We start from the raw sequence: 22,393 nt of genomic DNA, 5'->3' as shown, positions 1-22,393 counted from the left end.
TTGCGGAATACGGGCCGCCTCAGGCGGACAGCGGATACAGCGAGAACAACAGGCCACCCGCCATCAGCAGCAGGGAAATCAACACCGCCCACTTCAGGGTGAACTTCTGATGGTCGGCGAACTCCACCTTGGCCAGTCCTACCAGCAGGTACGTTGAGGGCACCAGCGGGCTGAGCAGATGTACGGGTTGGCCGGCCAGCGAAGCGCGTGCCATTTCGACCGGCGTGATGCCGTAGTTGCCGGCGGCCTCGGACAGGATCGGCAGCACGCCGAAGTAGAAGGCATCGTTGGACATGAAGAACGTGAACGGCATCGAGGCCAGCGCCGTGATCACCGCCAGGTACGGCCCCCAGCTCTCCGGAATGATCGCCAGGAAGCTGTGTGACATCGCTTCCACCATGCCGGTGTTGTTGAGGATGCCGGTGAAGATGCCGGCCGCGAAGATCAGCGACACCACCGACAGCACGTTGCCTGCGTGGTTGACCACCCGGCGGCGCTGCTCAGCCAGGTTCGGGTAGTTGATCACCAGGGCGATGGCGAAGCCCACCATGAACAGGATCGGCATCGGCAGCAGGCCCATGATCAGGGCGGCCATCAGCGCGGCGGTCAGACCGAAGTTCACCCACAACAGCTTCGGCCGCTTGATGTCTTCGGCGTCTTCAACAGTGGGCAGCGCATCGCCATCATCGGACACGCTGGAATCCATCCATGAGCCGCCCTGCGGCAGCGACACCACGCCCAGGCGGCGGCGCTCCTTCATGCCCAGGTACCAGGCCAGCACCAGAATGCCGGCGCAGGCGATGACCATCGAAGGGATCAGCGGGACGAACACATCGGCCGGGTCGACATGCAGCGCGGTGGCGGCACGTGCGGTCGGGCCGCCCCACGGGGTGAGGTTCATGACGCCGCCCGCCAGGATGGTCACGCAGGTCATGTTCAATGCGTTCATGCCCAACCGCCGATACAGCGGCAGCATCGCCGAGACGGTGATCATGTAGGTGGTCGAGCCATCACCATCGAGCGAGATCAGCATCGCCAGAACGGCCGTGCCCATGACGATCTTCAGCGGATCACCCTTCACCACGTTGAGGATGATGCGGACCAGCGGATCGAACAGGCCGGCGTCGATCATCACCCCGAAGTACAGGATGGCGAACATCAGCATGACGCCGGTGGGCGCGATTTTCTTGATGCCGTCGAGCATCATTTCATCGATGCCGGCACCGAAGCCACCGAGCAACGCGAAGATGATCGGGACGGTGATCAGGGCGACCAGCGGCGACAGTCGTTTGCTCATGATCAAGTACATGAACGTAATGACCATGCCAAAGCCGAGGATGCTGAGCATCATCTGCGGACTCCTTGCGGAAAAGGGCGGGAGGGGAAGGGAAGGGGAGGGGTCAGAAGTCGAACTGCAGGCGCCCGGTAACCGCGCGCGTACGGTCGACGGTGACGTCGGCCAAGCGATCGCGGTTGCGGCTCTCGATCAGGTTGAGCATGAAGCGCAGGTTGTCGCGCAGGTACCAGTTGCCGCCCAGCGTCCATGCCTCGGTGCTGCCATCGCGCAGGTCGGGCAAGCCGATGAGATGCTGGTCACCCCGCATCTGGTCATAGCGCAGTGCCAGCTCGAACGCGCCGGCCTTGTGCCGGATATCCTGGATGCGCGCGAAGCGCCCGGTCTTGCGGTCGTAGCCGCGCGACTCACCGGTGACGAACCAGCTCACCATCCCGTAGCCGGCCAGCACCTTGCCGTGCTGCAGGCCGTCGTCGAACGTGGCCCCACTGAACTCGCCCTGCCACGACCACGGACCGCGCACCTGCGCATACTCCAGCGACCACTTGTCCACATCGGTATCGCGTCCGGCGGAGAAGTCGACCAGGGTCAACCGGCTTTCATCGGACAGGTGGCCTGCCGGGCGTGGGCGGATGCGCAGCCCCGGGGCGCCGCTGGCACCGGGGTTGTCGTACAGCTCGCGCGCCAGCGAAATACCCAGGTGCAGGACGTCGCCGGCCGCAGGACTCGGCGCCCACGTGGCACGGCCGCCGGCGGCGCGACCCTTGACCTGCCACGCGTCGATGCTCTCCAGGCTGTACAGGCTGGCCGCCCAGGTGAAGTCACCCGGATTGGCCTGCCAGGACGCGCCCCGGCGATACAACGGCGCCAGCGAGGTGCCCGCGTTGCCGCGCTCCAGAAAGCTGCCGTAGTTGGAGCCGGTGCGGTCATCGAGCGAGAAGTACTGCTTGAACTGACCGACGGTGAGCCGGCCGGCATCGCCGAAGCCGCGGCTCAGGTAGACATCCTTGGCTTCGACACGGTCGCCGGAAAAGTCGGCTTCCATCTTGTAATCGACGACAAAGAACTTGCCGGACACGTCAATCCACGCGCGCCGCACTTCGGTGTCGTCCTTGTTCGGCGTGCCGCGCCCATCGTTGTCGAACGTGGCGAAATCCAGATGCAGACGGCCACCGATTGCAGCGGTGACCGGGCGCTCATCATCCGCAGCAAACACCGGTGCAGCAGCGGACAAGCACGCCGCCCCGACCAGCGCACGACAACCGAAGCCCGCCCAACGAACAGAAAACTCTTCCACAAACCCTCCCAGGTGCGCGCCCGGCGCGCGGCCAACGTGGGCACCCGAAACAGGTGCGAGGCCGCAGTCTCTTCCCCGCAAGCTGTCATGCGCCTGTCAGCGGTTTGTGCAGTGCAGCGAACTCCCCGCATTCGCGCCGCCGAGCACGGCTCGGCGCTACCGCTTTTCTTCATTTCTTCATACGCGGCCGGCAGCAACCGGGAAACCGTCAGGGCGACGGGCGGGGTGGGTATGCGGGGCCTTGAGCGGCAGGAGCCGCGAAGAGCTACATGGACGTACTTGCGCGTGCCCCGCATACCCACCCCGCCCGTCGCCAACCCGTAGTCCAGCTTCAGGGCAGCCGCGAGGGGGTCTCACCCGTTCGACCCACTCCCCGTGCGTTAGCATCTCAACTCCCCCGCACCCGACAACCGCATGCGCCTGCTGCTGGTCGAAGACAACCCGGACCTCGCCGATGCCATCATCCGCCGCATGCGCCGCAACGGGCACGCCGTGGATTGGCAGGCTGACGGCCTGGCCGCGGCCAGCGTCCTGCGCTACCAGGCCTTCGACCTGGTGGTGCTGGATATCGGCCTGCCCAAGCTGGACGGACTGCGCGTGCTGGCGGGCATGCGAGAACGCGGCGACAGCACGCCCGTGCTGATGCTGACCGCACGCGATGGCATCGAAGACCGCGTGCAGGCACTGGATGTGGGCGCCGATGACTACCTCGGCAAACCGTTCGATTTCCGCGAGTTCGAGGCCCGCTGCCGCGTCCTGCTGCGACGGGGCCGCGGCCAGGCCAGCGAACTGGTGCAGATCGGCGGCTTCCAGTTCGACAACGCCGCGCACCGGGTAAGCCTGGACGGCGAGCTCATCGAACTGCCCAACCGTGAGTTCCGCCTGCTGGAGATCCTGGTCGGACGGAGGGGACAAGTGGTGGGCAAGGACGAAATCGGCAACGGCTTGTTCGGTTTCGACGACGAAGCCGGACCCAACGCCATCGAACTGTACATCGGACGACTGCGCCGCAAACTGGCGGCCGCGCCGCTGCGGATCGTCACCGTGCGCGGCGTGGGCTACATGCTCGAGGCGGCCCAGTCCGCCACCGGGGACATCGATGAAGCGCCGTGAGCGAACGGCGCCGCCTTCGCTGCGCCGCACGCTGACGCTGTACCTGGGCGTGTTGCTGGGGGTGTTCGCCGTGGCCCTGTTGTTCGCTGCACGTGACTATGGCCAACGCGCAGCGAACCGATCCTATGATCACCTGCTGGTGTCCTCGGCGCTGTCCATCGCCGATTCGGTGGCGCTGGTGGATGGCCAGTGGCAGGTCGACCTGCCCTATGCCGCCCTGGACCTGCTGGCCATGGCACCGGAAGACCGGGTGTTCTATCGGGTGGCCGACAGCCGCGGCAGCCTGATCACCGGCTACGGCGACCTGCCACCGGCGCCACGCAGTGCCACGCGGGAAGGCCCGGCGCCGCAGCTGTTCGATGCCCCCTACAGTGGCGAGACCGTGCGCTTCGCCGTGGTGGCACGCACCCTGTCTTCGCCGTCCGCGCAGGGAGAAGTACGCGTGCAGGTAGGGCAGACGCGGCGTGCGCGCGAAGCGCTGGCACAGGAAATGGTCAACCGTGCCCTGCTGGCCATCAGTGTGCTGTCGCTGCTGTCCCTGGCCCTGGTCGGCGTAGGCGTACACCGTGCATTCCGTCCGCTGGTGCGCGTGGAGCGCGAGCTGTCGCGCCGGGAGCCCTCCGACCTGAGACCGTTGGATGCGCACGTGCCGCGCGAGATGGACCAGATGGTCGCGGCGCTGAATCGCTTCATGGAACGCCTGTCCAGCAGCAACGAAACGCTGCGCTCCTTCATGGCCGAGGCCGCCCACCAGATGCGCACGCCGCTGGCCGCCTTGCGCGCGCAGGCGCAGTTGGCGCTGGACGATGACGACCCGGAAGACATGCGTCGGAGTCTGCAGGCCATCGAGCGCAACGCCAGCCACATGAGCCGCCTGCTCAACCAGCTGCTGAGTGACGCCAGCGTCATCCACCGGTCGAACCTGCAGCGTTACGCGCCGGTTGATCTCGCCGAGACCGTGCACCAGGCTTTGCATGAGGCAGTGCCACAGGTGGATCCGATTCCGCGGGTGCAGTTGCTGGTCACCGCTGGACCGGTGTGGGTGCAGGGCGATGCGTTGCTGCTGCGCGAGGCGATCAAGAACCTGATCGACAACGCCATCAAGTACAGTGCGGCCGCGCCATTGCAGGTGGCGCTGACGACCGAGGGAAACAGTGCTGTGCTGACGATCGCCGACCATGGCCCCGGCATCGCCGCTGCCGATGCAAAGCGGGTCTTCGAGCGCTTCGCCCGCGGGGAAGGCGCTGCCGCGGGTGGTGCCGGGCTGGGCCTGGCCATCGTTAAGCGGGTAGTCGATGCCCATGGCGGCCACATCGACCTGGCCAACCGCCGCGAAGGCGGGCTGGTCGCCACCATCACCCTGCCCCGGAGTCATGCATGAGCCGTCTGTTGGCTGCCCTGTTGCTGCTGCTCAGCCCCCTTGCCGCGCACGCCGAGCCGGGGGACGTGCAGCGCTTCCCGGCGACCGGGCCTGCCACGGCGGCCCTGCGCATCCATGGCAGCACGGACATCGAGGTGTTCGCCGTGGTGATCGCTGATTACCAGCGCCTGCATCCGGGCACGGAGGTGATCTACGAAGACATCATCACCCAGGACCTGCACGCGCGTTACCTGGGTGAGCGCACGCGCGCGCCGTCCGCCGATCTGCTGATTTCCAGTGGCATGGACCTGCAGGCCAAGCTGGTGAACGACGGCCACGCGCTGGTTCATCGTTCGGCGCAGGCCGACACACTTCCCGCGTGGTCGAAATGGCGCAACGAAGCCTTCGGCATCAGCTACGAGCCGGTGGCGATCGTCTACAACACCCGCACGCTGCCTGCATCGCGCGTGCCGCGCACGCGGCGGCAATTGCTGGACCTGCTGCGCGCGCCGGATGCGCCACTGCGCGGGCGGGTAGGCACCTATGACATCAACCGCAGCAGCGTGGGCTATCTGCTGGCCACGCAGGATGCCCAGCGCGGCAGCATCGCCGGTGCGCTGCTGGGTGCGCTGGGTGACAACCGCGTCGTGCTGGAAGAACGCACCGGTGTGTTGCTGGACAAGGTGAGCAGCGGCGAACTGTCGCTGGTCTACAACGTGCTGGGGTCCTACGCGCAGGCGCGCATCGACGATGGCCAGCCGCTCGGCATTGTCGAGCCGGAGGACTACACGCTGGTGATGTTGCGCACCGCGCTGATCCCGCGCACCGCACGCAACAGCGCCGAGGCCGGCCGCTTTTTGGACTATCTGCTGTCGCCGCGCGGCCAGCAGGTGCTGTCCCGCGAGGCGCGGCTGATGCCCATCGTGCGCGGCGGCGGCATCGGCAATGGCAGCCCGGAGCGCAGCCTGCGGCCGATCCAGCTCGGCCCCGGGCTGCTGGTGTACCTGGACGCGCTCAAGCGCCGGCAGTTCCTGGATGCATGGAACAGCAGCGTGCGTCCGGCGCGGTAGACGATGCGCTGGGGGCAGTCCTTGACTGCAGCCTTTGGAGGGAGCCTTTGCAGGCAGCCTGTGGAGGCAGCCGACTGAAGTCGGCTCTACAATGGTGGCATGAGCGAACTGAACCTGCTGGTGGCCGATGACCACCCCCTGCTGCGTGCCGCTGTGGTGCATTCGCTGCGGCAGGGGATGCCGCACGTCAACGTGCGCGAGGTGGCCAGTGCCGAGGCGCTGGAACAGGCGCTGGATCAGCAGCCGGACGTTGACCTGGTGCTGCTGGACCTGACCATGCCGGGCGCGCACGGTTTCTCGGCGCTGCTGCATGTACGCGGTTCGCACCCCGACATCCCGGTGGTCATCCTGTCGTCCAACGACCATCCGCGGGTGATCCGGCGGGCGCAGCAGTTCGGTGCAGCCGGCTTCATTCCCAAGTCGGTGCCGCCGGAAACGATCAGCGAAGCGGTAGTGGCCGTCCTGGATGGCGGCTTATGGTTTCCGGCAATGGCTGCTGAGCGCTCCGATGCCGATGCACTGCTGGCCAGCCGATTGGCCCAGCTGACGCCGCAGCAGTTCAGGGTGCTGCTGTGCCTGGCCGATGGCCTGTTGAACAAGCAGATCGCCTACACCCTGGGGCTGGCCGAGAACACCGTGAAGGTGCACGTCACCGCGATCCTGAGAAAGCTGGAGTGCCACAGCCGCACGCAGGCTGCCGTGCTGGTGAAGGCGCTGGAGCCGGAAGGCGACGCCAGCCTGGTGTAGGGGCGTGCAGGGTGCAGGCACACGCCGCGCTGCGCGCTCGCCGAGCGTGGCTCGGCGCTACCGGAGGAGCTGATGCCTGATGCCGCGCTGCGCGCTCGCCGAGCGTGGCTCGGCGCTACCGGGGAAGCCGATGCCTGATGCCTGACGCCGTGGTAGCGCCGAGCCATGCTCGGCGGAAACCGTCCGTTCCCGCGCCAGAAATGGGACGACGATGGTGCGGCGCTACCGTTGGTGCCGCAGCAGCAGTTGGGTCATCAGGGCGCGCAGCGCAGGGGGGCGCACCGGCTTGGACAGGAACCCCCAGCCATTCGCCGACGCCAGCGCCTTCAGCGCATCATCGCGCTCGGCGGTGACCAGTACCACGGGGGGGCGGCTGCCCCACCGCTCACACAACGCTTCGTACAGGTGCGGCCCATGGAACTCGCCCATCCGCACGTCCAGCAGCAGCAGTTCCGGCGCGTGCCCCGCGCGTGCAGCCTCCAGCGCCGCCTGCGGTCCATCGGACTGTTCCACCTCACAGCCCCACTTCTCCAGCAGCGCGCGGGTAGCGGCGCTGACATGCGCATCGTCATCGATGGCCCACACACGGCGTGCGCGCAGAGGACTGTCTGCGGTAGTTTCCAGCACCACCGGCGCGCGGGTCACCGCCGATTCCACGACATCGCCTGAGTGGCCCAACGGCACCGCGACTTCGAACATCGTGCCGCTGCCGAGTACCGAGCGCAGCCGGATCGGATGCCCCAGCAGGCGGCCAATGCGTTCCACGATGGCCAGGCCCAGCCCAGTGCCGCGCTCCTGTCCGTCATGCAGCCGTCGAAACTCCTCGAAGATCTCCTTGTGCAGGCTCTCCGGAATGCCCGGGCCTTGGTCATGCACCTGGATCCACAGCCGCGCGCCGTCGCGGCGGCATCCCAGCAGCACGCGGCCGCGCGGTGTATAGCGCAGGGCGTTGGACAGGAAATTCTGCAGGATGCGCCGCAGCAGGTCTTCATCACTGACCACCACGGCGCGGGTGGGCACCCAGTGCAGCTGCAGCCCGCGGCCTTCAGCGGCGATGCCGAACTCGCGTGCCATGGTTTCCAGCAGGGGATTGAGCGCAAAGGAGCGTACCCGCGTCTGCAGGCTTCCCGATTCCAGCCGGGAGATGTCCAGCAGGCTGACCAGGATCGCATCCTGTGCCGACAACGCGGCTTCAATGTGATCAACGGTCTGGTGTTGCTCGGCGTCCGCCAGCTTCCCGCGCAGCACCGACACGAACATGCGCGCGGCGTTCAGCGGTTGCAGCAGGTCATGCACGGCGGAGGCCACGAAGCGGGTCTTGTAGCGGTTGGCCTGTTCCGCCTCGCGGCGCGCCTCGTCCAGGTCGTGCGTGCGCTCGACGATGCGATGCTCCAGGGCGTCGGCCAGCGATCGCAGCTCGCGTGCGGCGTTCTTGTAGCTGGTGATGTCGGCGTAACTGGTGACGAAGCCGCCGTCGGGCAGCGGGTTGCCGCGGATTTCCAGCACGGTGCCGTCATCCTTTTCACTCTCGCGCATATGCGGCCGCCCACTGCGCAGGTGGTTGAGCCGGCGTTCGATGGCTTCGTCGATCGGGCCTGGTCCCAGCAGGCCGCGACGCGCGTTGAAGCGGAATATTTCTTCAATGGGGCGACCCACCTGGATCAGCCCGGAGGGAAAGCGGAACAGCTCCAGATAGCGCGAGTTCCAGGCGACCAGACGCTGCTCACGGTCGATGATCACCACACCCTGCGGCAAGTGCTCGAGGCTGCGGCTCAAGCCGCGGTCGGCATCCTGCGCCGCCTGCAGCAGCCCGTCCTGCGCGCTGCGCAGCTCCTGCGCATGCTGCTTGAGCAGGGTCTCCAGTTCGCGGCGGCTGCGTTGGCGGTGCGCGGACAGGCGTCGTCGCTGCTGGATGAACAGCGCCAGGAAGCCCAGCGCCATCCAGGCCGCGCCGCCGCCTATCGCGGCACTGCGGGCCACGGCGCTGGCCGCACTGGCGTCATGCAGCAGGTGCAGGTGCCACTCTTCTTCCGGCAGGTCGACGGTCTGCCACAGCAGCGAGCGCGGCATGGCCGGGTCGGCCATGCGCACGATGCGGCCGCCGTCGTCCAGCACGCGCTCGGTACGCGCGCGCAACGGCTGCAGCGCACGGTCGGCATATTGTCGGCTGGCCAGCATTTCGCTGCGCTCACCGCGCCCCAGCTCACGCAGCAGGCGATACCGCCAAGCGTCCTGGTTGGCGAGGAACACCACATCATGGTTGTCGCTGGCGAGCACGATATCGGAGGTAGTCAGCCACTCCTGTTCCAGCGCGGACAGTTCGATCTTGATCACCACCACGCCCAGCCGGATGCCGTCTGCATCGTCGATGGCGTGGGACAGGAAGTAGCCAGGCACCCCGGTGGTCATGCCGATGCCGTAGAACCGGCCGTGTCCGGTGGCCATGGCCTGCCGGTAATACGGCCGGTAGCTGTAGTCTTCGCCGACATTGCTGGACGGCTGGTCCCAGTTGCTCGCTGCAACCGCCACGCCGTCACGGCCGACCAGGGTCAGCGTCGACGCGCGGGTGACCTGGTTGGCCTGCGAAAGCTTGAGGTTCAGCCGTTGGCGGTCTGCATCGTCGGGCGCGTGGCGCAGCGCGTCCAGCAGATCCGGGTCCAGCGCCATCACCTGCGGCAGGGTGCCGAAGCGATCGATCCGCTGCTGCAGGCCCTGGGCGTACAACTGCAGCTGGCGCTGTACCTGCGCGCTTTCGCCCGCCAGCGCGCGCTGGCCTGCGAAATGGCCGGCGGAGACCGCACACAGCACGGTCCCACCGATCAGCACCAGCAGGGTCATGGCCAGCTTGCGGTAGCGGGTGAGCCGGTACATGTGCCGAGTCTACGGGCAGGACAGGTCGTTGACCCGACCTGCCCGTCGGCATCGGATCAGAAATGCATCTGCGCGCGGACTTCGAAGATCTCCGGGGTGGTGTGCACGCCACGGCGGCTGGCATCGGCCTTCACGTAGTTGGCCTGGAACTTGAAGTGGCTGGTGAGGTACCAGTTCGCACCGATGGTCCAGTTGTGTTCACGGCCACCCAGCACGTCGGCATCGTCCAGGTCCAGTCGGCTGTAACGCGCCAGCAGTTCAACCGCGCCGTATTCGCGCGCCGGCTTGATGTTGGACACGCTGCCGGCACTGTACGGGCGCGACTCGCCGGTCAGCACCCAGCTGCCCATCACGTACTGGCCGTTGCCGGTGTAATCCGGCTTGCCCTCGCGGGTGATCGTGGCCTGCAGCGCCTCGGCCTGCACCGAGAACGGTCCGCGGATCCAGATGCCTTCCAGGCCTGCACGATTGACCTTGTCCGCCGTGACCAGCGCACCGGAATCCACCAGACGCAGATCGGTCAGGCCCGCCTCGGGACGCGCGCGGAAACGGGCGGTGGCCTCATGGTGCACATCACGGCCATCACGCCAGCCGCGCGGGTTTTCCTGCGACAGCGCCAAGCCGAGGTGCAACACGTTGGCTTCGGCCTTCACCGGCGTCCACACCGCACGCACGGCCTGCATCGTGCCGGGGTTGTCGCCCTGCAGATCCTTGCCACCGTACACGCCTGCCTGCAGCAGGTAGGCCGGACGTTCCAGCACCCAGTCGAGACCGGTACGACGGCCGGCATAGAACGCCTGCACCGGCATCGCGTACTCCATGAAGCTGCCGGCACGCGAGCTGGTCACCGCATCCAGGCCGACCGGGGTCTTCATGTAACCGACCCGGAACTTGCCGATATCCTGGCCAGCGAAGGCCTTGCTTTCCACGCGCAGGAACACGTCCAGCCAGGTGTCGGACTGGAAGTCGTAGTACACCATGGCGTCGTACAGGCCCTTCTTCTTCAGCGTGGCGCCGAATTCCTTGCGGCGCACGGCGTCGGCGTTTTCGATGTCGCCGGAAAAGTTGTTCCAGTCGTAGGCGATGTTGCCGGTGGCGGCCAACTCGGTGCCGTCAGCGAACGCCACCTTGGTCGGCCAGTTGTCAAAGCCGGCCGCGTTGGCCAGCAGGGGGCTCGCGGCCAGGGACAGGGCAAGCAGGGTAGGGGTCATTCGCATGGGACGGCGGATCTCTATTCGGGAAGTGGAACAACACGTCATCCGCGTGGGCGGGTACGTCGCGACCGGCGCAGTGTAGGGGCAGAACCGGCAGGGAATCTTCCTGAACCGGGGGGGTAGTACCAATAGGCTATCTGCTACCGGGCCCCGGGCGCGTACAAAGAGCGCCATCAGATGCCGCGCCACGCACGCAACGTGCCGGAAGCGCCATTTTCACCTACCGGAGCTCGTCATGCACGTTCCCACCGCCACACCGGTGCCCACCAAGCCGCTGCCGTTCTATCGCCAACTGTATTTCCAGGTGGTGGTCGCCATCGTCCTGGGCGCCGTTCTTGGCCATTACGAGCCGCTGGTCGGCGAAAAGATGAAGCCGCTCGGTGATGCGTTCATCAACCTGGTGAAGATGATCATCGCGCCGGTCATCTTCCTGACCATCGTGACCGGCATCGCCGGCATGACCCACCTGCGCACCGTGGGCCGGGTCTTCGCCAAGGCGATGGCGTACTTCATGTTCTTCTCCACCCTGGCCTTGGTGGTGGGCATGATCGTGGCGCACGTGGTGCAGCCCGGTGCCGGCATGAACATCAATCCGGCCGACCTGGACCAGAGCGCGGTCAACAGCTATGTGGAAAAGTCGCACGACCTGACCCTGGTCGGCTTTGCGATGGACATCATCCCGAAAACGCTGGTCAGCGCGTTCGTGGATGGCAACATCCTGCAGGTGCTGTTCGTGGCGGTGCTGTTCGGTATCGCACTGGCCCTGGTCGGTGAGAAGGGCAAGCCGGTGCTGTCCTTCCTCGAAGCACTGGTCGCCCCGGTGTTCAAGCTGGTGCACATCCTCATGCGGGCCGCCCCGATCGGTGCGTTTGGCGCCATCGCGTTCACCATCGGCAAGTACGGCGTCGGCTCGCTGATCAACCTTGCCTGGCTGGTCGGTTCGTTCTACCTGACCGCGTTCCTGTTCGTGGCGGTGATCCTGGGCGCGGTGGCGCGCCTGTGCGGCTTCTCGGTCTTCAAGCTGGCCCGTTACCTGAAGGCCGAGCTGCTGCTGGTGCTGGGCACGTCTTCTTCCGAGTCGGCGCTGCCCTCGCTGATGGAAAAGATGGAACGTGCAGGCTGCAGCAAGTCGGTGGTCGGCCTGGTGGTCCCCACGGGCTACTCGTTCAACCTGGACGGCACCAACATCTACATGACCCTGGCGGCGCTGTTCATCGCGCAGGCCACCAATACCGAACTGACCCTGGGTCACCAGATCGCCCTGCTGCTGGTGGCGATGCTCAGCTCCAAGGGCGCCGCAGGCGTTACCGGCGCCGGCTTCATCACATTGGCGGCCACGCTGGCCGTGGTGCCGGAAGTGCCGGTGGCCGGCATGGCCCTGATCCTGGGGGTGGACCGCTTCATGAGCGAGTGTCGCTCGCTGACCAATTTCATCGGCAATGCCGTGGCGACGGTAGTGGTCTCGCGCTGGGAAGGCGCATTGGATCGCGACCGCCTGAAACTGGCGCTGGACGGCCGCGAAAGCGAGCTGCCGCCGCCGGTGGATGCGCCCCTGCCCGCCGTGACCGCGAACATCTGACCCCTTCCACGTCAGGAAGCGGGGCCCGTCAGTGATGACGTGGCCCCGCCGTTTTTTTCAGAGCTGACCCGCCGCGCCGGACCACGCGCGGCATGCGGGCAGAATCCCTCGGGTGGTGCGCTGCAGCATCCGCAGCGACAGCCCAGCGACAGGTCCGCAACGTACAACGGGGGTATGATCCCCTGTCCCTCTTGCCCATTCATGTGCCCAACGTCGATGTCCAACGAAGATTTCAAGCAGGCCGCCCTCGATTACCACCGCATGTCGCCGCCGGGCAAGATCAAGGTCACGGCGACCAAGCCGATGCTGACCCAGCGTGATCTGTCGTTGGCTTACTCGCCCGGCGTCGCGTATGCGTGCGAAGCCATCAAGGCCGATCCGGCGATGGCCAGCGAGTACACCGCGCGCGGCAACCTCGTCGCTGTGATTTCCAACGGCACCGCCGTGCTCGGCCTGGGCAACATCGGCCCGTTGGCCGGCAAGCCGGTAATGGAAGGAAAGGGCGTGCTGTTCCAGAAGTTCGCCGGCATCGATGTGTTCGACATCGAAGTGGACGAGATGGATCCGGACAAGCTGGTCGACATCATCGCCTCGCTCGAGCCGACCTTTGGCGGCATCAACCTCGAAGACATCAAGGCGCCGGAGTGCTTCATCGTCGAGCGCAAGCTGCGCGAGCGGATGAAGATCCCGGTGTTCCACGATGACCAGCACGGCACCGCGATCATTGTCGGTGCAGCGGTGTTGAATGCCATGGCGATCACCGGCAAGAAGATCGAAGAAGTGAAGCTGGCGACCACGGGCATGGGCGCGGCTGGCATCTCGTGCGTCAACATGCTGGTGCAGCTCGGCCTGAAGCCGGACAACATCCTGGCCTTCGACCGTGAGGGCGTGATCCATACCGGTCGTACCGACCTGGATCCGGAAAAGCTGCGTTATGCGCGCGACACGGACAAGCGCACGCTGGCTGAAATCGTCAACGGCGCGGATATTTTCCTGGGCCTGTCGGCGCCGGGCATCCTCACTGCCGACATGGTCAAGACGATGGCGCCGGATCCGGTGATCTTCGCGCTGGCCAACCCGACGCCTGAAATCATGCCGGAAGACGTGCGCGCGGTACGCGCCGACGCGATCATCGGCACCGGCCGTTCGGATTACCCGAACCAGGTCAACAACGTTCTCTGCTTCCCGTATCTGTTCCGCGGTGCGCTGGACGTGGGCGCCACCGCGATCAACGAAGAAATGAAGATCGCCTGCGTGCGCGCCATCGCCGCATTGGCACGCCGTGCCGCCACCGACATGGGCTCGGCGTACGGCGGTGAAACGCCGAGCTTTGGCCGTGAGTACCTGATCCCGCGTCCGTTCGACCGCCGCCTGCTGGTGGAGTTGTCCGCCGCGGTGGCCCAGGCCGCGATGGATTCCGGTGTAGCGTCGCGGCCGATCGCCGACATGTCCGCCTACCGGCAGAAGCTGTCGGAGTTCGTGTACCGCACCAGCCTGATGATGAAGCCGGTGTACGACCGCGCGCGCACCGACAAGCAGCGCGTGGTGTACGCCGAAGGCGAAGAAGAAGTCGTGCTGCAGGCCGTGCAGAACGTGGTGGACGAAGACCTGGCGCACCCGATCCTGATCGGCCGCCCGGACGTCATCGAGGCGCGTATCCAGCGCTTGGGCCTGCGCCTTAAGATCGGCGAGAACATCCAGGTCACCAACATCAATGACGACCCGCGCTTCAACGAGTACTGGCAGTATTACCACGGGCTGACGGGTCGCCGTGGCGTGACCGTGGCGGCGGCGAAGAACCTGATGCGCTCGCGGCCGACGCTGATCGCTGCGGTGATGGTGGCGCGCGGTGAAGCCGATGCGCTGCTGACCGGCGTGGTCGGCCGCTTCCACAAGAAGCTGGGCTATGTGCGCAGCGTGCTGCCGCTGGAAACGAAGGTCACCTCGACCTCGGCGATGACCGGTGTGATCAACCAGCAGGGCGTGTTCTTCTTCGTGGACACCCACGTGCAGGAAGATCCGACGGCCGAGCAGCTGACCGAAGCCACGCTGCAGGCGGCCTACCGCATGAAGCTGTTCGGCATCGAGCCGAATGTCGCGCTGCTGTCGCACTCCAATTTCGGCAGCCACGATTCGAAGGACGCGCTGAAGATGCGCCAGGTCCGCGAGATGCTGCTCAAGCGCAACCCGCGTTTGAACGTGGATGGCGAGATGCAGGGCGACACCGCGTGGGATGAAGCGCTGCGCCAGAAGCTGCTGCCGGGCTCCACGCTGACCGGTCGTGCGAACCTGTTCGTGCTGCCGAACCTGGAAGCGGCGAACATTGCCTACAACCTGGTTCGCGTGTTCACCGACGGCGTAGCGATCGGCCCGATCCTGATGGGCGTGGCCAAGCCGGCACACATCCTGACCAGCAGCGCGACCTCGCGCCGCATCCTCAACATGACCGCGATTGCGGCGGTGGATGCACAGATCCGCAAGCAGCTGGAAGCCGAGAAAAAGGCCTGACGGCCTTTTTCGCAGCGGAACCGGTAGAGCCGACTTCAGTCGGCTGGCTTCAGGTATTCGATCCGCTGGACGCAGCCGACTGAAGTCGGCTCTACCGGTCGGCTGGCTTCAGGTATTCGATCCGCTGGACGGGGAAGGTAGAGCCGACTTCAGTCGGCTGATTTCAGGTATTCGATCCGCTGGACGCAGCCGACTGAAGTCGGCTCTACCGGTCGGCTGGCTTCAGGTATTCGGTCCGCTGGGCGCAGCCGACTGAAGTCGGCTCTACCGGTCGGCTCTACCGCGTGGCCGCCTTGGCGTACGCGGTCCACAGGTCCGGCAGGGTGTGGCCGGTGTGCGTCTGCCACAGGGCGGGGGTGTAGCGCCCGCTGCGCAGTGCGCCGTCCAGGGCCTTCACCAGTCCGGGGTGGGCGGCTTCGCTCCACTTCAGGAAGGCGCCCGTCACCCGGTAACCGGTCTCGGCGGTCTGTCCTTCCTTCACCGTCAGCGGTAGTGCCCATCCGGCGGCGGCGTTGTCGACCCCGTAGCGGTCACGCGCGTAGTCGGCGATGCCTTCCACCAGCCAGCCCGGGACGCGTGCGTTGGCGTATTCCGGGTAGCCTTGCACGATGTGCATGGCTTCATGGGTGACCAGATCAGTGTCACCCGGATGCTTGGACAGCCAGGCCGGATTGAGGGTGATCGTCGACGCCTTGGCCTTCTCGCCGACGTAGGCGATGCCGTCGTAAGCCGGATCGATGACGATTGCCAACTCGGAGGCGGCGTGCGGATGGAAGTCCGCGCGCTGCGGCAGATACGCCTTGAAGAACGTATCGATGATCCGCGTGCGGACGCCCTCCGGAACAGCGTCGCTGGCGTCCTGATAGTGCAGGGTCACGTCGCCTTGGCGCTGGGTCGCCTCGAATGCGTACGCAGCCCCAGAGGCAAACAGGGCCAACGTAGCCAGACTGAGCGGTAGGGCAGCACGCGCGACGCGGATCACGGCGTGGCTCCCGGTGCCAGCAGTTCCACCTCGGCCAGTTGCAGGCGACCGGGTGCGTTGATGCGCAGCCGGTACTCGGCGTAATGACCGGGTTTGGCGATGCGGAATGGCCGGGTCTGTCGAGCCCAGGCGAAATCTTCCGCCTTGCGCGCGTCCAGCGTGGTCCAGCGGCCGTTCGTGGTACGCGCTTCCAGTGTCCACTCACCACCGCGGATCGCGCCGTCACCGCTGGTCAGCGTATACATCGACGGCACACCCGTTGCCGCACCGGTGAACACCACGGACGCCTTCGCACCCAGCGGAACCGCGGTGCCGGCATCATCATCCAGCAGGGCGTCCAGCGCGCGTCCGTCTTCCAGCGCGGCCTTCGCACCACGTGCCAGCAGGTCGTGCAGCAGGGCAGGGCGGGCACCACGCGGGGTCAGCGAGGGCAGCGCATCGCCCGCGCCGGTTCCCCAGCGTGAGGGCTGCGGGCCCATCTGGAAGTCCAGCGTTGCGCCGGCAGCGATGACATCATGCGGCAGCCAGGTCTTCGTCCATGGTTTGCCGTTGACCTTCAGCGACTGCACGTAGACGTTCTCCGGTGAGTTGTCGGCGGCATTCACCGTCAACACCGCGCCATCCTGCAGCGTCACCTTCGCATGGCGGAACAGCGGCGAGCCGATCGCATACTCCGGCGCACCCATGCGCAACGGATACAGGCCGAGCGAGGCGAACAGGTACCACGCGGAGGTTTCGCCGTTGTCTTCATCGCCCGGATAGCCCTGGCCGATCTCGCTACCCACGTACAAGCGTGCAAGGATCTCGCGCACATGCTTCTGCGTCTTCCACGGCTGCCCGGTGTACAGGTACATCCAGGGGATATGGTGAGAAGGCTGGTTGCTGTGCGCGTACATGCCCATGCGTACATCGCGGGCCTCGGTCATCTCGTGGATGACGCCGCCGTACGAGCCGACCAGGGCGGGATCCGCAGTCTCCGGGGTAGCAAAGAATGCATCCAGCTTCGCTGCAAGGGCTTCGCGTCCACCGTACAACGCAGCCAGTCCTTCGCCATCGTGCGCGGCGGTGAACGCGAACGTCCAGCCGTTGGATTCGGTGTAATCGTGGCCCCAGACGCGGGCATCGTAGTCCTTCGATGGCACGCGCCAGCTGCCATCCTCACGGCGGCCCTGGAAGAAACCTGCGGTGGCATCGAACATCGTCGCGTAGCCTGCCGCGCGGTGGCGGAAATAGTCCGCTTCGGTGGCGAGGCGTTCGCGCTGCGCTGGCGTGCTGGCAGACGTCGCCAGTGCGCTCGCCATGTTGGCGATGCCGAAATCGTTGAGCGCGCCTTCCATGGTCCATGACATGCCTTCGTGCACATCGCTGCTGGCGAAGCCACGGAACGTGGAGCGGTCCATGCCCTTGCGTCCGACATGGCGGTCCGGCGGAACGACGGTCGCGTTCTTCAGCGCCGCGTTATAGGCCTGATCGACGTCGAAACCGCGTACGCCCTTCAGCCAGGCGTCGGCGAAGGCCACGTCGGAACTGGTGCCGACCATCAGGTCGGCATAGCCCGGAGAAGACCAGCGGGCCACCCAGCCGCCAGCGGCATACTGTTCGAGGAACCCCTGCACCAGGTTGCCGGCGTCGTCGGCGCGGAACAGGGCGTAGGCCGGCCACGTGGTGCGGAAGGTATCCCAGAAGCCGTTGTTGACGTACACCCGGCCATCGCGGATGGGCGCGAAGCTGCGCACCGCGCTGCCATCGGTATTGTCTTCCGCAGCGCTGGCCTGGCTGGCGTAACGCCATTCCGGCGACTGCGCACTGCCCACGTTCTCGTGGCCCGAGTTCGGGTACAGGTACAGCCGGTAGAGGTTGGAGTACAGCGTGGTCTTCTGGTCCGCACTGGCATCGCCGATGTCGAAGGCGCCCAGCCGTGCATCCCACAGATCCTGCGCGCGTCCGGCCACGCGCTCGATGTCATCGTCGCTGGCCAGTTCAAGGGCGAGGTTGTGTCGCGCCTGCTCCACCGAGATCAACGACGTGGCGATGCGCATGTGCACGCGCCGCTCGCTGCCCGGATCGAACTTGATGTAGCCGGTGGGACGTCCGGTTTCAATCGCCCCACTGCTGCGCCATGGCCGGTCGAAGCTGGCCACCACATACATCCGCGTGGCGCCGTTGGACAGCCCGCTGCGCACGTCGGTGTAGCCGGTAAGCGTCTGCGTGGCGGCATCCAGCGTCAACCCGCCGCGCGCATCCACATTGTCAAACAACAGATTGGCATCCCCCTCTGCAGGGAACTCGAAGCGGAACAGGGCCGCGTGGTCGGTCGGCGCGATGGACGCGCCGATGCCATTGTCGAAGCGCACGTCATAGCGATGCGGGCGCGCCGTTTCCTGGTCATGGCTGAAGGCCAGCGCGCGCTTGCGGCGGTCTGCCTCCGGCACACCGCGGCTGGCGGACGGCATCACCTGGAACGTCTGGCGGTCACCCATCCACGGGCTGGGCTGATGGCTCAGCGACAGGGCCTGCAGGCGGGGCCGGTTGTCGGTGTCGTTGTGCTCGTTCCAGCGGTACAGCCAGTTGATCACGCCGGCATCGGTGGCCGGCGTCCAGAAGTTGAAGCCGTGCGGTACCGCCGTCGCGGGGATGTTGTTGCCGCGCGAGAACCGGCCGTTCGATTGGGTGCCGCGCGTGGTCAGGACCCAGTCCGAAGGGCGCTGCGGGGCCCGCATGGGCTGCGGCGCCAGCTGCACGTCGTCGATCCAGCCCGACACCGGCGCACCTGCGGCGCTGGCTACTTCCAGCTCCACGGCGACCACGCGGCGTCCCTGCAGGCCGGGCACATCGCCCAACCGCACCGCCTTGCGCGCCCACTGCTGCGGATACAACGTCCTGGAGTCGCCCTGTGCACGCGCGCCCAGCGCCACCCCATGCTGGTCCCGCGCTGCGCTGGCCGATACACGCTGGCCATCGTCCAACAGCAGGTCCAGCGACGCGTAGGTGGAAGACACCGTGTCGCCGTCGACGATCTCCGGCAGCACCAGCCAACTCAGCGTGGTGTCCGCCTCGATCACCTGGTCGGTCTGCAGCAGTACCTGCCGCGCCGCGCCGCCGGGGCTGGCGTAGTGCACTGCGTGCAGCCCGGTGTAGCCCATTCCGGCCTTGGCCGCGTACGGATCGCGGGGGCCCGCGCCGACACGCAGTTGCAGCGGACCGGCTTGGCCGGACACCAGCGATGGCTGGCCGGGCTCGAACGAGGTCAGCAACGGGGCAGCGTGAGCCACCGGAACCAGCACAAGGGCCAGTGCAACGAACAGGGGCGCACGGCGCGCACGGTGGGGCACAGACAGGGGCATTGCGTTCTCCTCCCAGAGCAACGCGGACCATCCTGCTACAGGCAAGTTGGCGCTGACAAGTGCATTTGGTTCGATCCAAATCGCTGCGTTGCTGTTTCAAGCGGATGCTGCGGCGCGCCATATGGATCGATCCATGTGTCGATTCGGGGTTGCGGACCGCATGGCAAGCGGGACGGCCTCGCGCCGACGCGGATGCTAGAATCATCGTCCTCGTACTTCCCTTCACGATGCCTGCCATGAGCCATACCGCCACTGCTCCCGCCAACGCTGAAAAGCGTTACACCGTGCACCGCGGCGACCTGCCGCTGAGCTGCCCGACCCCGGAGATGGCGCTGTGGAACTCACATCCGCGCGTCTACCTGCCGATCGAAGACGAACCCAACGGCGAGGCCAAGTGCGCTTACTGCGGCGCCGTCTTCGTGCTGGCCGACTGAGCGGAAGCGCGCACCGATGCGTCGATTGACCGTGGTGCAGTTGCTGCCGGCGCTGCACTCCGGCGGGGTAGAGCGTTCTACGCTGGAAATCGCCGCCGCGCTGGTCGCCGCCGGCCACCGCGCCGTGGTGGTGTCGGCGGGAGGACGCCTGGTACAGCCGCTGCTGGACAGTGGCGCCGAACATCTCACCCTGGATATCGGCCGCAAGTCGCTGTTGACGCTGCGGCACATGCCGACCCTGCGGCGGTTGTTCGCCGAAACAGGAGCGGACATCGTCCATGCGCGCTCCAGACTGCCGGCGTGGCTGGGGCTGCATGCGGTGCGCGGCCTGCCCGTGGACCGTCGCCCGCACTGGGTAACGACGGTGCATGGGCTCAACACGCCGGGTCGCTACAGCGCGGTGATGACCACCGGCGAGCGCGTGATCTGTGTATCGGACACCGTACGCCGCTTCGTCCAGCAGCATTACCCCGCGGTGCCGGCCGAACGCCTGCAGGTGATACCGCGCGGTGTGGATACCGCCCAGTTTCCGCGCGTGGCGCGCAACGACCTGCGGCCCCGCCAGGCGCTGGCGAAGGACCTCCCGTGGCTGCTTGAAGAACAGGGCCCCCTGCTGCTGCTGCCGGGACGGGGCACCCGCCTGAAGGGCCACGTCCATGCACTGGCGTTGCTGGCGCGGATCCGCGCGGCCGGCGTGCCTGCACGGTTGTGGATGCTGGGGACCGATGAACCCGGGCGGGAATCGTATCTGACCGAACTGCGTGCACAGGCCCAGCAGCTGGGCGTGGAGGCGGCGCTGCACATCAGCCCGCCCACCTCGCGCATCGCCCAGGCCTACGCCGCCTGCGACCTGGTCCTGCAGCTGTCGGACAAGCCCGAAGCGTTCGGTCGCACCGTGGTGGAAGCCCTCTCAGTGGGCAGGCCAGTGCTGGGCTGGGACCACGGCGGGGTGGGCGAACTGCTGCGTCAGCTTCAGCCCTCGGGCGCGGTCGCGCTGGGTGACGCGCAGGCATTGGGTGAACGCGCGCTTGCGTTGCTTGCACAGCCCCCGTCGCTGCCGAGCCGCATCCCGTTTACGCTGCAGGCCATGCAACGCGACACGCTCCGACTCTATGCCGACCTCGCCGGTTGACTCCCGCTCTGCCCTGATCGACGACCGCGCCGGTCGCTGGGCCCCGTGGGTGGTGCTGGCGTTCGTGGCCCTGTGGCCGCTGCCCGGCATCGCCGAAGGCGTACTGGCGCTGGGGGCGATCTACGCCGCCACGCGGATGGTGATGCGACGCCTGCGCGGCCAACCGCACCTGCTCAGTACAGCGGCATGGGCCCTGACCAGCATCCTGTTCCTGGGGTACTGGCTGCCGCAGGCAATCTCCGCACCGGATGCCGTGGACCCCGCCGCGGCCTGGACCAAGGCGGCCGCCGGGCTGCGCTATCTCCCCTTCATGTGGCTGGTGGCGATTGCCGTGGCCAGTCCGCAACGACGCGCGCTGACCCTCGGTGGCCTCGCCGTGATCACCGCGGCGTGGACGCTGGATGCGGTGGTGCAGGCAGTGGCCGGTACCAGCCCGTGGTTCTGGTCGCTGGACCAGGTGAAGCAGCTGGTCAGCGGGCACGGCTTGTGCAGCCCGGCGGAAGCGGCCTTGGCCGACCGCCTCAGCGGTGCACTGGGTCCCTGCAATCTGAAGTTCGGCCAGGTGCTGGCCAGTCTGTCCGCCTTCCTTCTGTTGCCGGTCGCTGCGCGTTTCGGGCGTCCCGGCTGGTTGTTGGCCACAGGCGCGGTGGGTATCGTGCTGCTGCTGGCCGGGTCGCGTGCGTCATGGATCACCTTCGGCCTGGTCGCTGTGTACAGCGGCTGGCGCGTGTTGGGCGGACGACAGCTGGTGTTGCTGGGTGCGCTGGGGGCGGTGTTGGCCGCGGGGCTGGCGTACAGCGTGCCGCAGCTGCGCGACCGCGTGGTGCGCACCGCGCAGGCCTGGGAAGGCAACGACGATGGCGTGGAGCAGGCGCTGTCCGGGCGCGGACGGATATGGTCCGCGGCGGGCTGCATGATCCGGGCGCATCCAATCAACGGCGTCGGCGCGCGGGGGTTCCGCGATGCCTATCCCGCCTGTGATCCGCAGGCCGGGACGCAGGGCGTCTGGGGCGAAGGTCCGGCCCTGCACGCCCATCAGATCGTCCTGGAAATCCTTGCCGAAACCGGTGTGATCGGCCTGCTGCTGTGGCTGGCCGCCTTCGCGCAGGCGTGGCGCGCGTGGCGATTTGCCCCACCGCAGGCGCGCGAACGGGCGCGTCCGGCCATGCTGGCCTTGGCGGTTACCGTGTTCCCCTTTAACACCCACCTGGCCTTCCACTCCACGTTCTGGGGCGGCCTGACGGTGCTGCTCGCGGCCCTGTATGCCGGCAGCCTGCTGGCACGGGACGAAGAGGCGCCAAGCGCACGGTAGATGCGGCGGGCGGGCGGGGGGGCGGCGGGCGGGGGTAGAGCCGACTTCAGTCGGCTGCATTGGCTAAGGCAGCCGACTGAAGTCAGCTCTACCGGAACAGAGGCAGCCGACTGAAGTCGGCTCTACCGGAGCGGAG

Annotated in this window: 15 protein-coding genes; 9 read left to right on the top strand and 6 right to left on the bottom strand. The window is 66.8% G+C overall.

Features of this window, described 5'->3' with window-relative positions:
- Positions 1 to 19: 19 nt before the first annotated feature.
- Both IFT58_RS04945 and IFT58_RS04940 read right to left on the bottom strand, forming a co-directional pair.
- Positions 20 to 1,348 (bottom strand): CitMHS family transporter, encoded by a 1,329-nt coding sequence (locus IFT58_RS04945; RefSeq protein ID WP_188327188.1) that lies wholly within the window; start codon positions 1,346 to 1,348, stop codon positions 20 to 22.
- A gap of 52 nt (positions 1,349 to 1,400) precedes the next feature.
- The gene (locus IFT58_RS04940; protein WP_192094179.1) at positions 1,401 to 2,546 is read right to left on the bottom strand and encodes a porin; all 1,146 of its coding nucleotides are present in this window, start codon (positions 2,544 to 2,546) and stop codon (positions 1,401 to 1,403) included.
- A gap of 459 nt (positions 2,547 to 3,005) precedes the next feature.
- On the opposite strand from IFT58_RS04940, the gene IFT58_RS04935 reads away from it, so the two are divergent.
- The 4 genes from IFT58_RS04935 (at position 3,006) to IFT58_RS04920 (ending at position 6,881) form a co-directional block, all read left to right on the top strand.
- Positions 3,006 to 3,704 (top strand): response regulator transcription factor, encoded by a 699-nt coding sequence (locus IFT58_RS04935; protein WP_192081289.1) that lies wholly within the window; start codon positions 3,006 to 3,008, stop codon positions 3,702 to 3,704.
- Complete coding sequence (locus tag IFT58_RS04930; RefSeq protein ID WP_192094065.1) at positions 3,691 to 5,085, top strand: sensor histidine kinase; 1,395 nt, start codon at positions 3,691 to 3,693, stop codon at positions 5,083 to 5,085. Before IFT58_RS04935 ends, IFT58_RS04930 begins: the two co-directional genes overlap by 14 nt.
- Entirely contained in the window at positions 5,082 to 6,134 is a 1,053-nt protein-coding gene (locus IFT58_RS04925) for an ABC transporter substrate-binding protein (RefSeq protein WP_192081291.1), read from the top strand. Before IFT58_RS04930 ends, IFT58_RS04925 begins: the two co-directional genes overlap by 4 nt.
- A gap of 99 nt (positions 6,135 to 6,233) precedes the next feature.
- Positions 6,234 to 6,881: a response regulator transcription factor gene (locus IFT58_RS04920; RefSeq protein ID WP_192081292.1), complete on the top strand. Its 648-nt coding sequence runs from the start codon at positions 6,234 to 6,236 to the stop codon at positions 6,879 to 6,881.
- 222 nt (positions 6,882 to 7,103) lie between these two features.
- On the opposite strand, the gene IFT58_RS04915 is transcribed toward IFT58_RS04920, so the two are convergent.
- Positions 7,104 to 9,752 carry a PAS-domain containing protein gene (locus IFT58_RS04915; protein WP_192094064.1) on the bottom strand — a complete coding sequence of 883 codons (2,649 nt, stop codon included), beginning with the start codon at positions 9,750 to 9,752 and terminating at the stop codon, positions 7,104 to 7,106.
- A 56-nt stretch (positions 9,753 to 9,808) separates the two neighbouring features.
- A complete protein-coding gene (locus IFT58_RS04910; RefSeq protein ID WP_192094063.1) occupies positions 9,809 to 10,969 on the bottom strand; it encodes a porin in 1,161 nt (386 codons plus the stop codon).
- A gap of 232 nt (positions 10,970 to 11,201) precedes the next feature.
- Here IFT58_RS04910 and IFT58_RS04905 point away from each other — a divergent pair, with 232 nt between their 5' ends.
- Together IFT58_RS04905 and IFT58_RS04900 are read left to right on the top strand one after the other, a co-directional pair.
- The gene (locus tag IFT58_RS04905; protein ID WP_188326221.1) at positions 11,202 to 12,545 is read left to right on the top strand and encodes a dicarboxylate/amino acid:cation symporter; all 1,344 of its coding nucleotides are present in this window, start codon (positions 11,202 to 11,204) and stop codon (positions 12,543 to 12,545) included.
- 216 nt (positions 12,546 to 12,761) lie between these two features.
- Entirely contained in the window at positions 12,762 to 15,053 is a 2,292-nt protein-coding gene (locus tag IFT58_RS04900) for an NADP-dependent malic enzyme (protein ID WP_192081294.1), read from the top strand.
- A gap of 277 nt (positions 15,054 to 15,330) precedes the next feature.
- On the opposite strand, the gene IFT58_RS04895 is transcribed toward IFT58_RS04900, so the two are convergent.
- Together IFT58_RS04895 and IFT58_RS04890 are read right to left on the bottom strand one after the other, a co-directional pair.
- Positions 15,331 to 15,990 carry a basic secretory family protein gene (locus IFT58_RS04895; protein WP_249405129.1) on the bottom strand — a complete coding sequence of 220 codons (660 nt, stop codon included), beginning with the start codon at positions 15,988 to 15,990 and terminating at the stop codon, positions 15,331 to 15,333.
- 41 nt (positions 15,991 to 16,031) lie between these two features.
- Positions 16,032 to 19,379 (bottom strand): GH92 family glycosyl hydrolase, encoded by a 3,348-nt coding sequence (locus tag IFT58_RS04890; protein ID WP_192081296.1) that lies wholly within the window; start codon positions 19,377 to 19,379, stop codon positions 16,032 to 16,034.
- Positions 19,380 to 19,615: 236 nt separating this feature from the next.
- Between IFT58_RS04890 and IFT58_RS04885 the strand changes: the two genes are divergently transcribed.
- Genes IFT58_RS04885 through IFT58_RS04875 form a run of 3 tightly spaced genes read left to right on the top strand, consistent with a single transcriptional unit; the run spans position 19,616 to position 22,257 of the window.
- The gene (locus IFT58_RS04885) at positions 19,616 to 19,813 is read left to right on the top strand and encodes a zinc-finger domain-containing protein (protein WP_042614687.1); all 198 of its coding nucleotides are present in this window, start codon (positions 19,616 to 19,618) and stop codon (positions 19,811 to 19,813) included.
- 16 nt (positions 19,814 to 19,829) lie between these two features.
- Entirely contained in the window at positions 19,830 to 20,945 is a 1,116-nt protein-coding gene (locus tag IFT58_RS04880; protein ID WP_192094062.1) for a glycosyltransferase, read from the top strand.
- Complete coding sequence (locus IFT58_RS04875; protein ID WP_192094061.1) at positions 20,926 to 22,257, top strand: O-antigen ligase; 1,332 nt, start codon at positions 20,926 to 20,928, stop codon at positions 22,255 to 22,257. The genes IFT58_RS04880 and IFT58_RS04875 overlap by 20 nt, the downstream gene beginning before the upstream one ends.
- The last annotated feature ends 136 nt before the right edge of the window (positions 22,258 to 22,393 follow it).

This window comes from Stenotrophomonas sp. CFBP 13718, assembly GCF_014842145.1.
Lineage (GTDB): Bacteria > Pseudomonadota > Gammaproteobacteria > Xanthomonadales > Xanthomonadaceae > Stenotrophomonas.
This window is presented reverse-complemented; position numbering and strand designations above follow the sequence as displayed.

What these genes read in the sequence shown, in the direction of transcription:
- IFT58_RS04885 (WP_042614687.1), top strand. Translation starts at nt 19,616, where the DNA reads ATGAGCCATACCGCCACTGCTCCCGCCAACGCTGAAAAGCGTTACACC.
- IFT58_RS04915 (WP_192094064.1), bottom strand. Translation starts at nt 9,752, where the DNA reads ATGTACCGGCTCACCCGCTACCGCAAGCTGGCCATGACCCTGCTGGTG.
- IFT58_RS04875 (WP_192094061.1), top strand. Translation starts at nt 20,926, where the DNA reads ATGCCGACCTCGCCGGTTGACTCCCGCTCTGCCCTGATCGACGACCGC.
- IFT58_RS04920 (WP_192081292.1), top strand. Translation starts at nt 6,234, where the DNA reads ATGAGCGAACTGAACCTGCTGGTGGCCGATGACCACCCCCTGCTGCGT.
- IFT58_RS04880 (WP_192094062.1), top strand. Translation starts at nt 19,830, where the DNA reads ATGCGTCGATTGACCGTGGTGCAGTTGCTGCCGGCGCTGCACTCCGGC.
- IFT58_RS04905 (WP_188326221.1), top strand. Translation starts at nt 11,202, where the DNA reads ATGCACGTTCCCACCGCCACACCGGTGCCCACCAAGCCGCTGCCGTTC.
- IFT58_RS04930 (WP_192094065.1), top strand. Translation starts at nt 3,691, where the DNA reads ATGAAGCGCCGTGAGCGAACGGCGCCGCCTTCGCTGCGCCGCACGCTG.
- IFT58_RS04935 (WP_192081289.1), top strand. Translation starts at nt 3,006, where the DNA reads ATGCGCCTGCTGCTGGTCGAAGACAACCCGGACCTCGCCGATGCCATC.
- IFT58_RS04925 (WP_192081291.1), top strand. Translation starts at nt 5,082, where the DNA reads ATGAGCCGTCTGTTGGCTGCCCTGTTGCTGCTGCTCAGCCCCCTTGCC.
- IFT58_RS04900 (WP_192081294.1), top strand. Translation starts at nt 12,762, where the DNA reads ATGTCCAACGAAGATTTCAAGCAGGCCGCCCTCGATTACCACCGCATG.
- IFT58_RS04945 (WP_188327188.1), bottom strand. Translation starts at nt 1,348, where the DNA reads ATGCTCAGCATCCTCGGCTTTGGCATGGTCATTACGTTCATGTACTTG.
- IFT58_RS04910 (WP_192094063.1), bottom strand. Translation starts at nt 10,969, where the DNA reads ATGCGAATGACCCCTACCCTGCTTGCCCTGTCCCTGGCCGCGAGCCCC.
- IFT58_RS04890 (WP_192081296.1), bottom strand. Translation starts at nt 19,379, where the DNA reads ATGCCCCTGTCTGTGCCCCACCGTGCGCGCCGTGCGCCCCTGTTCGTT.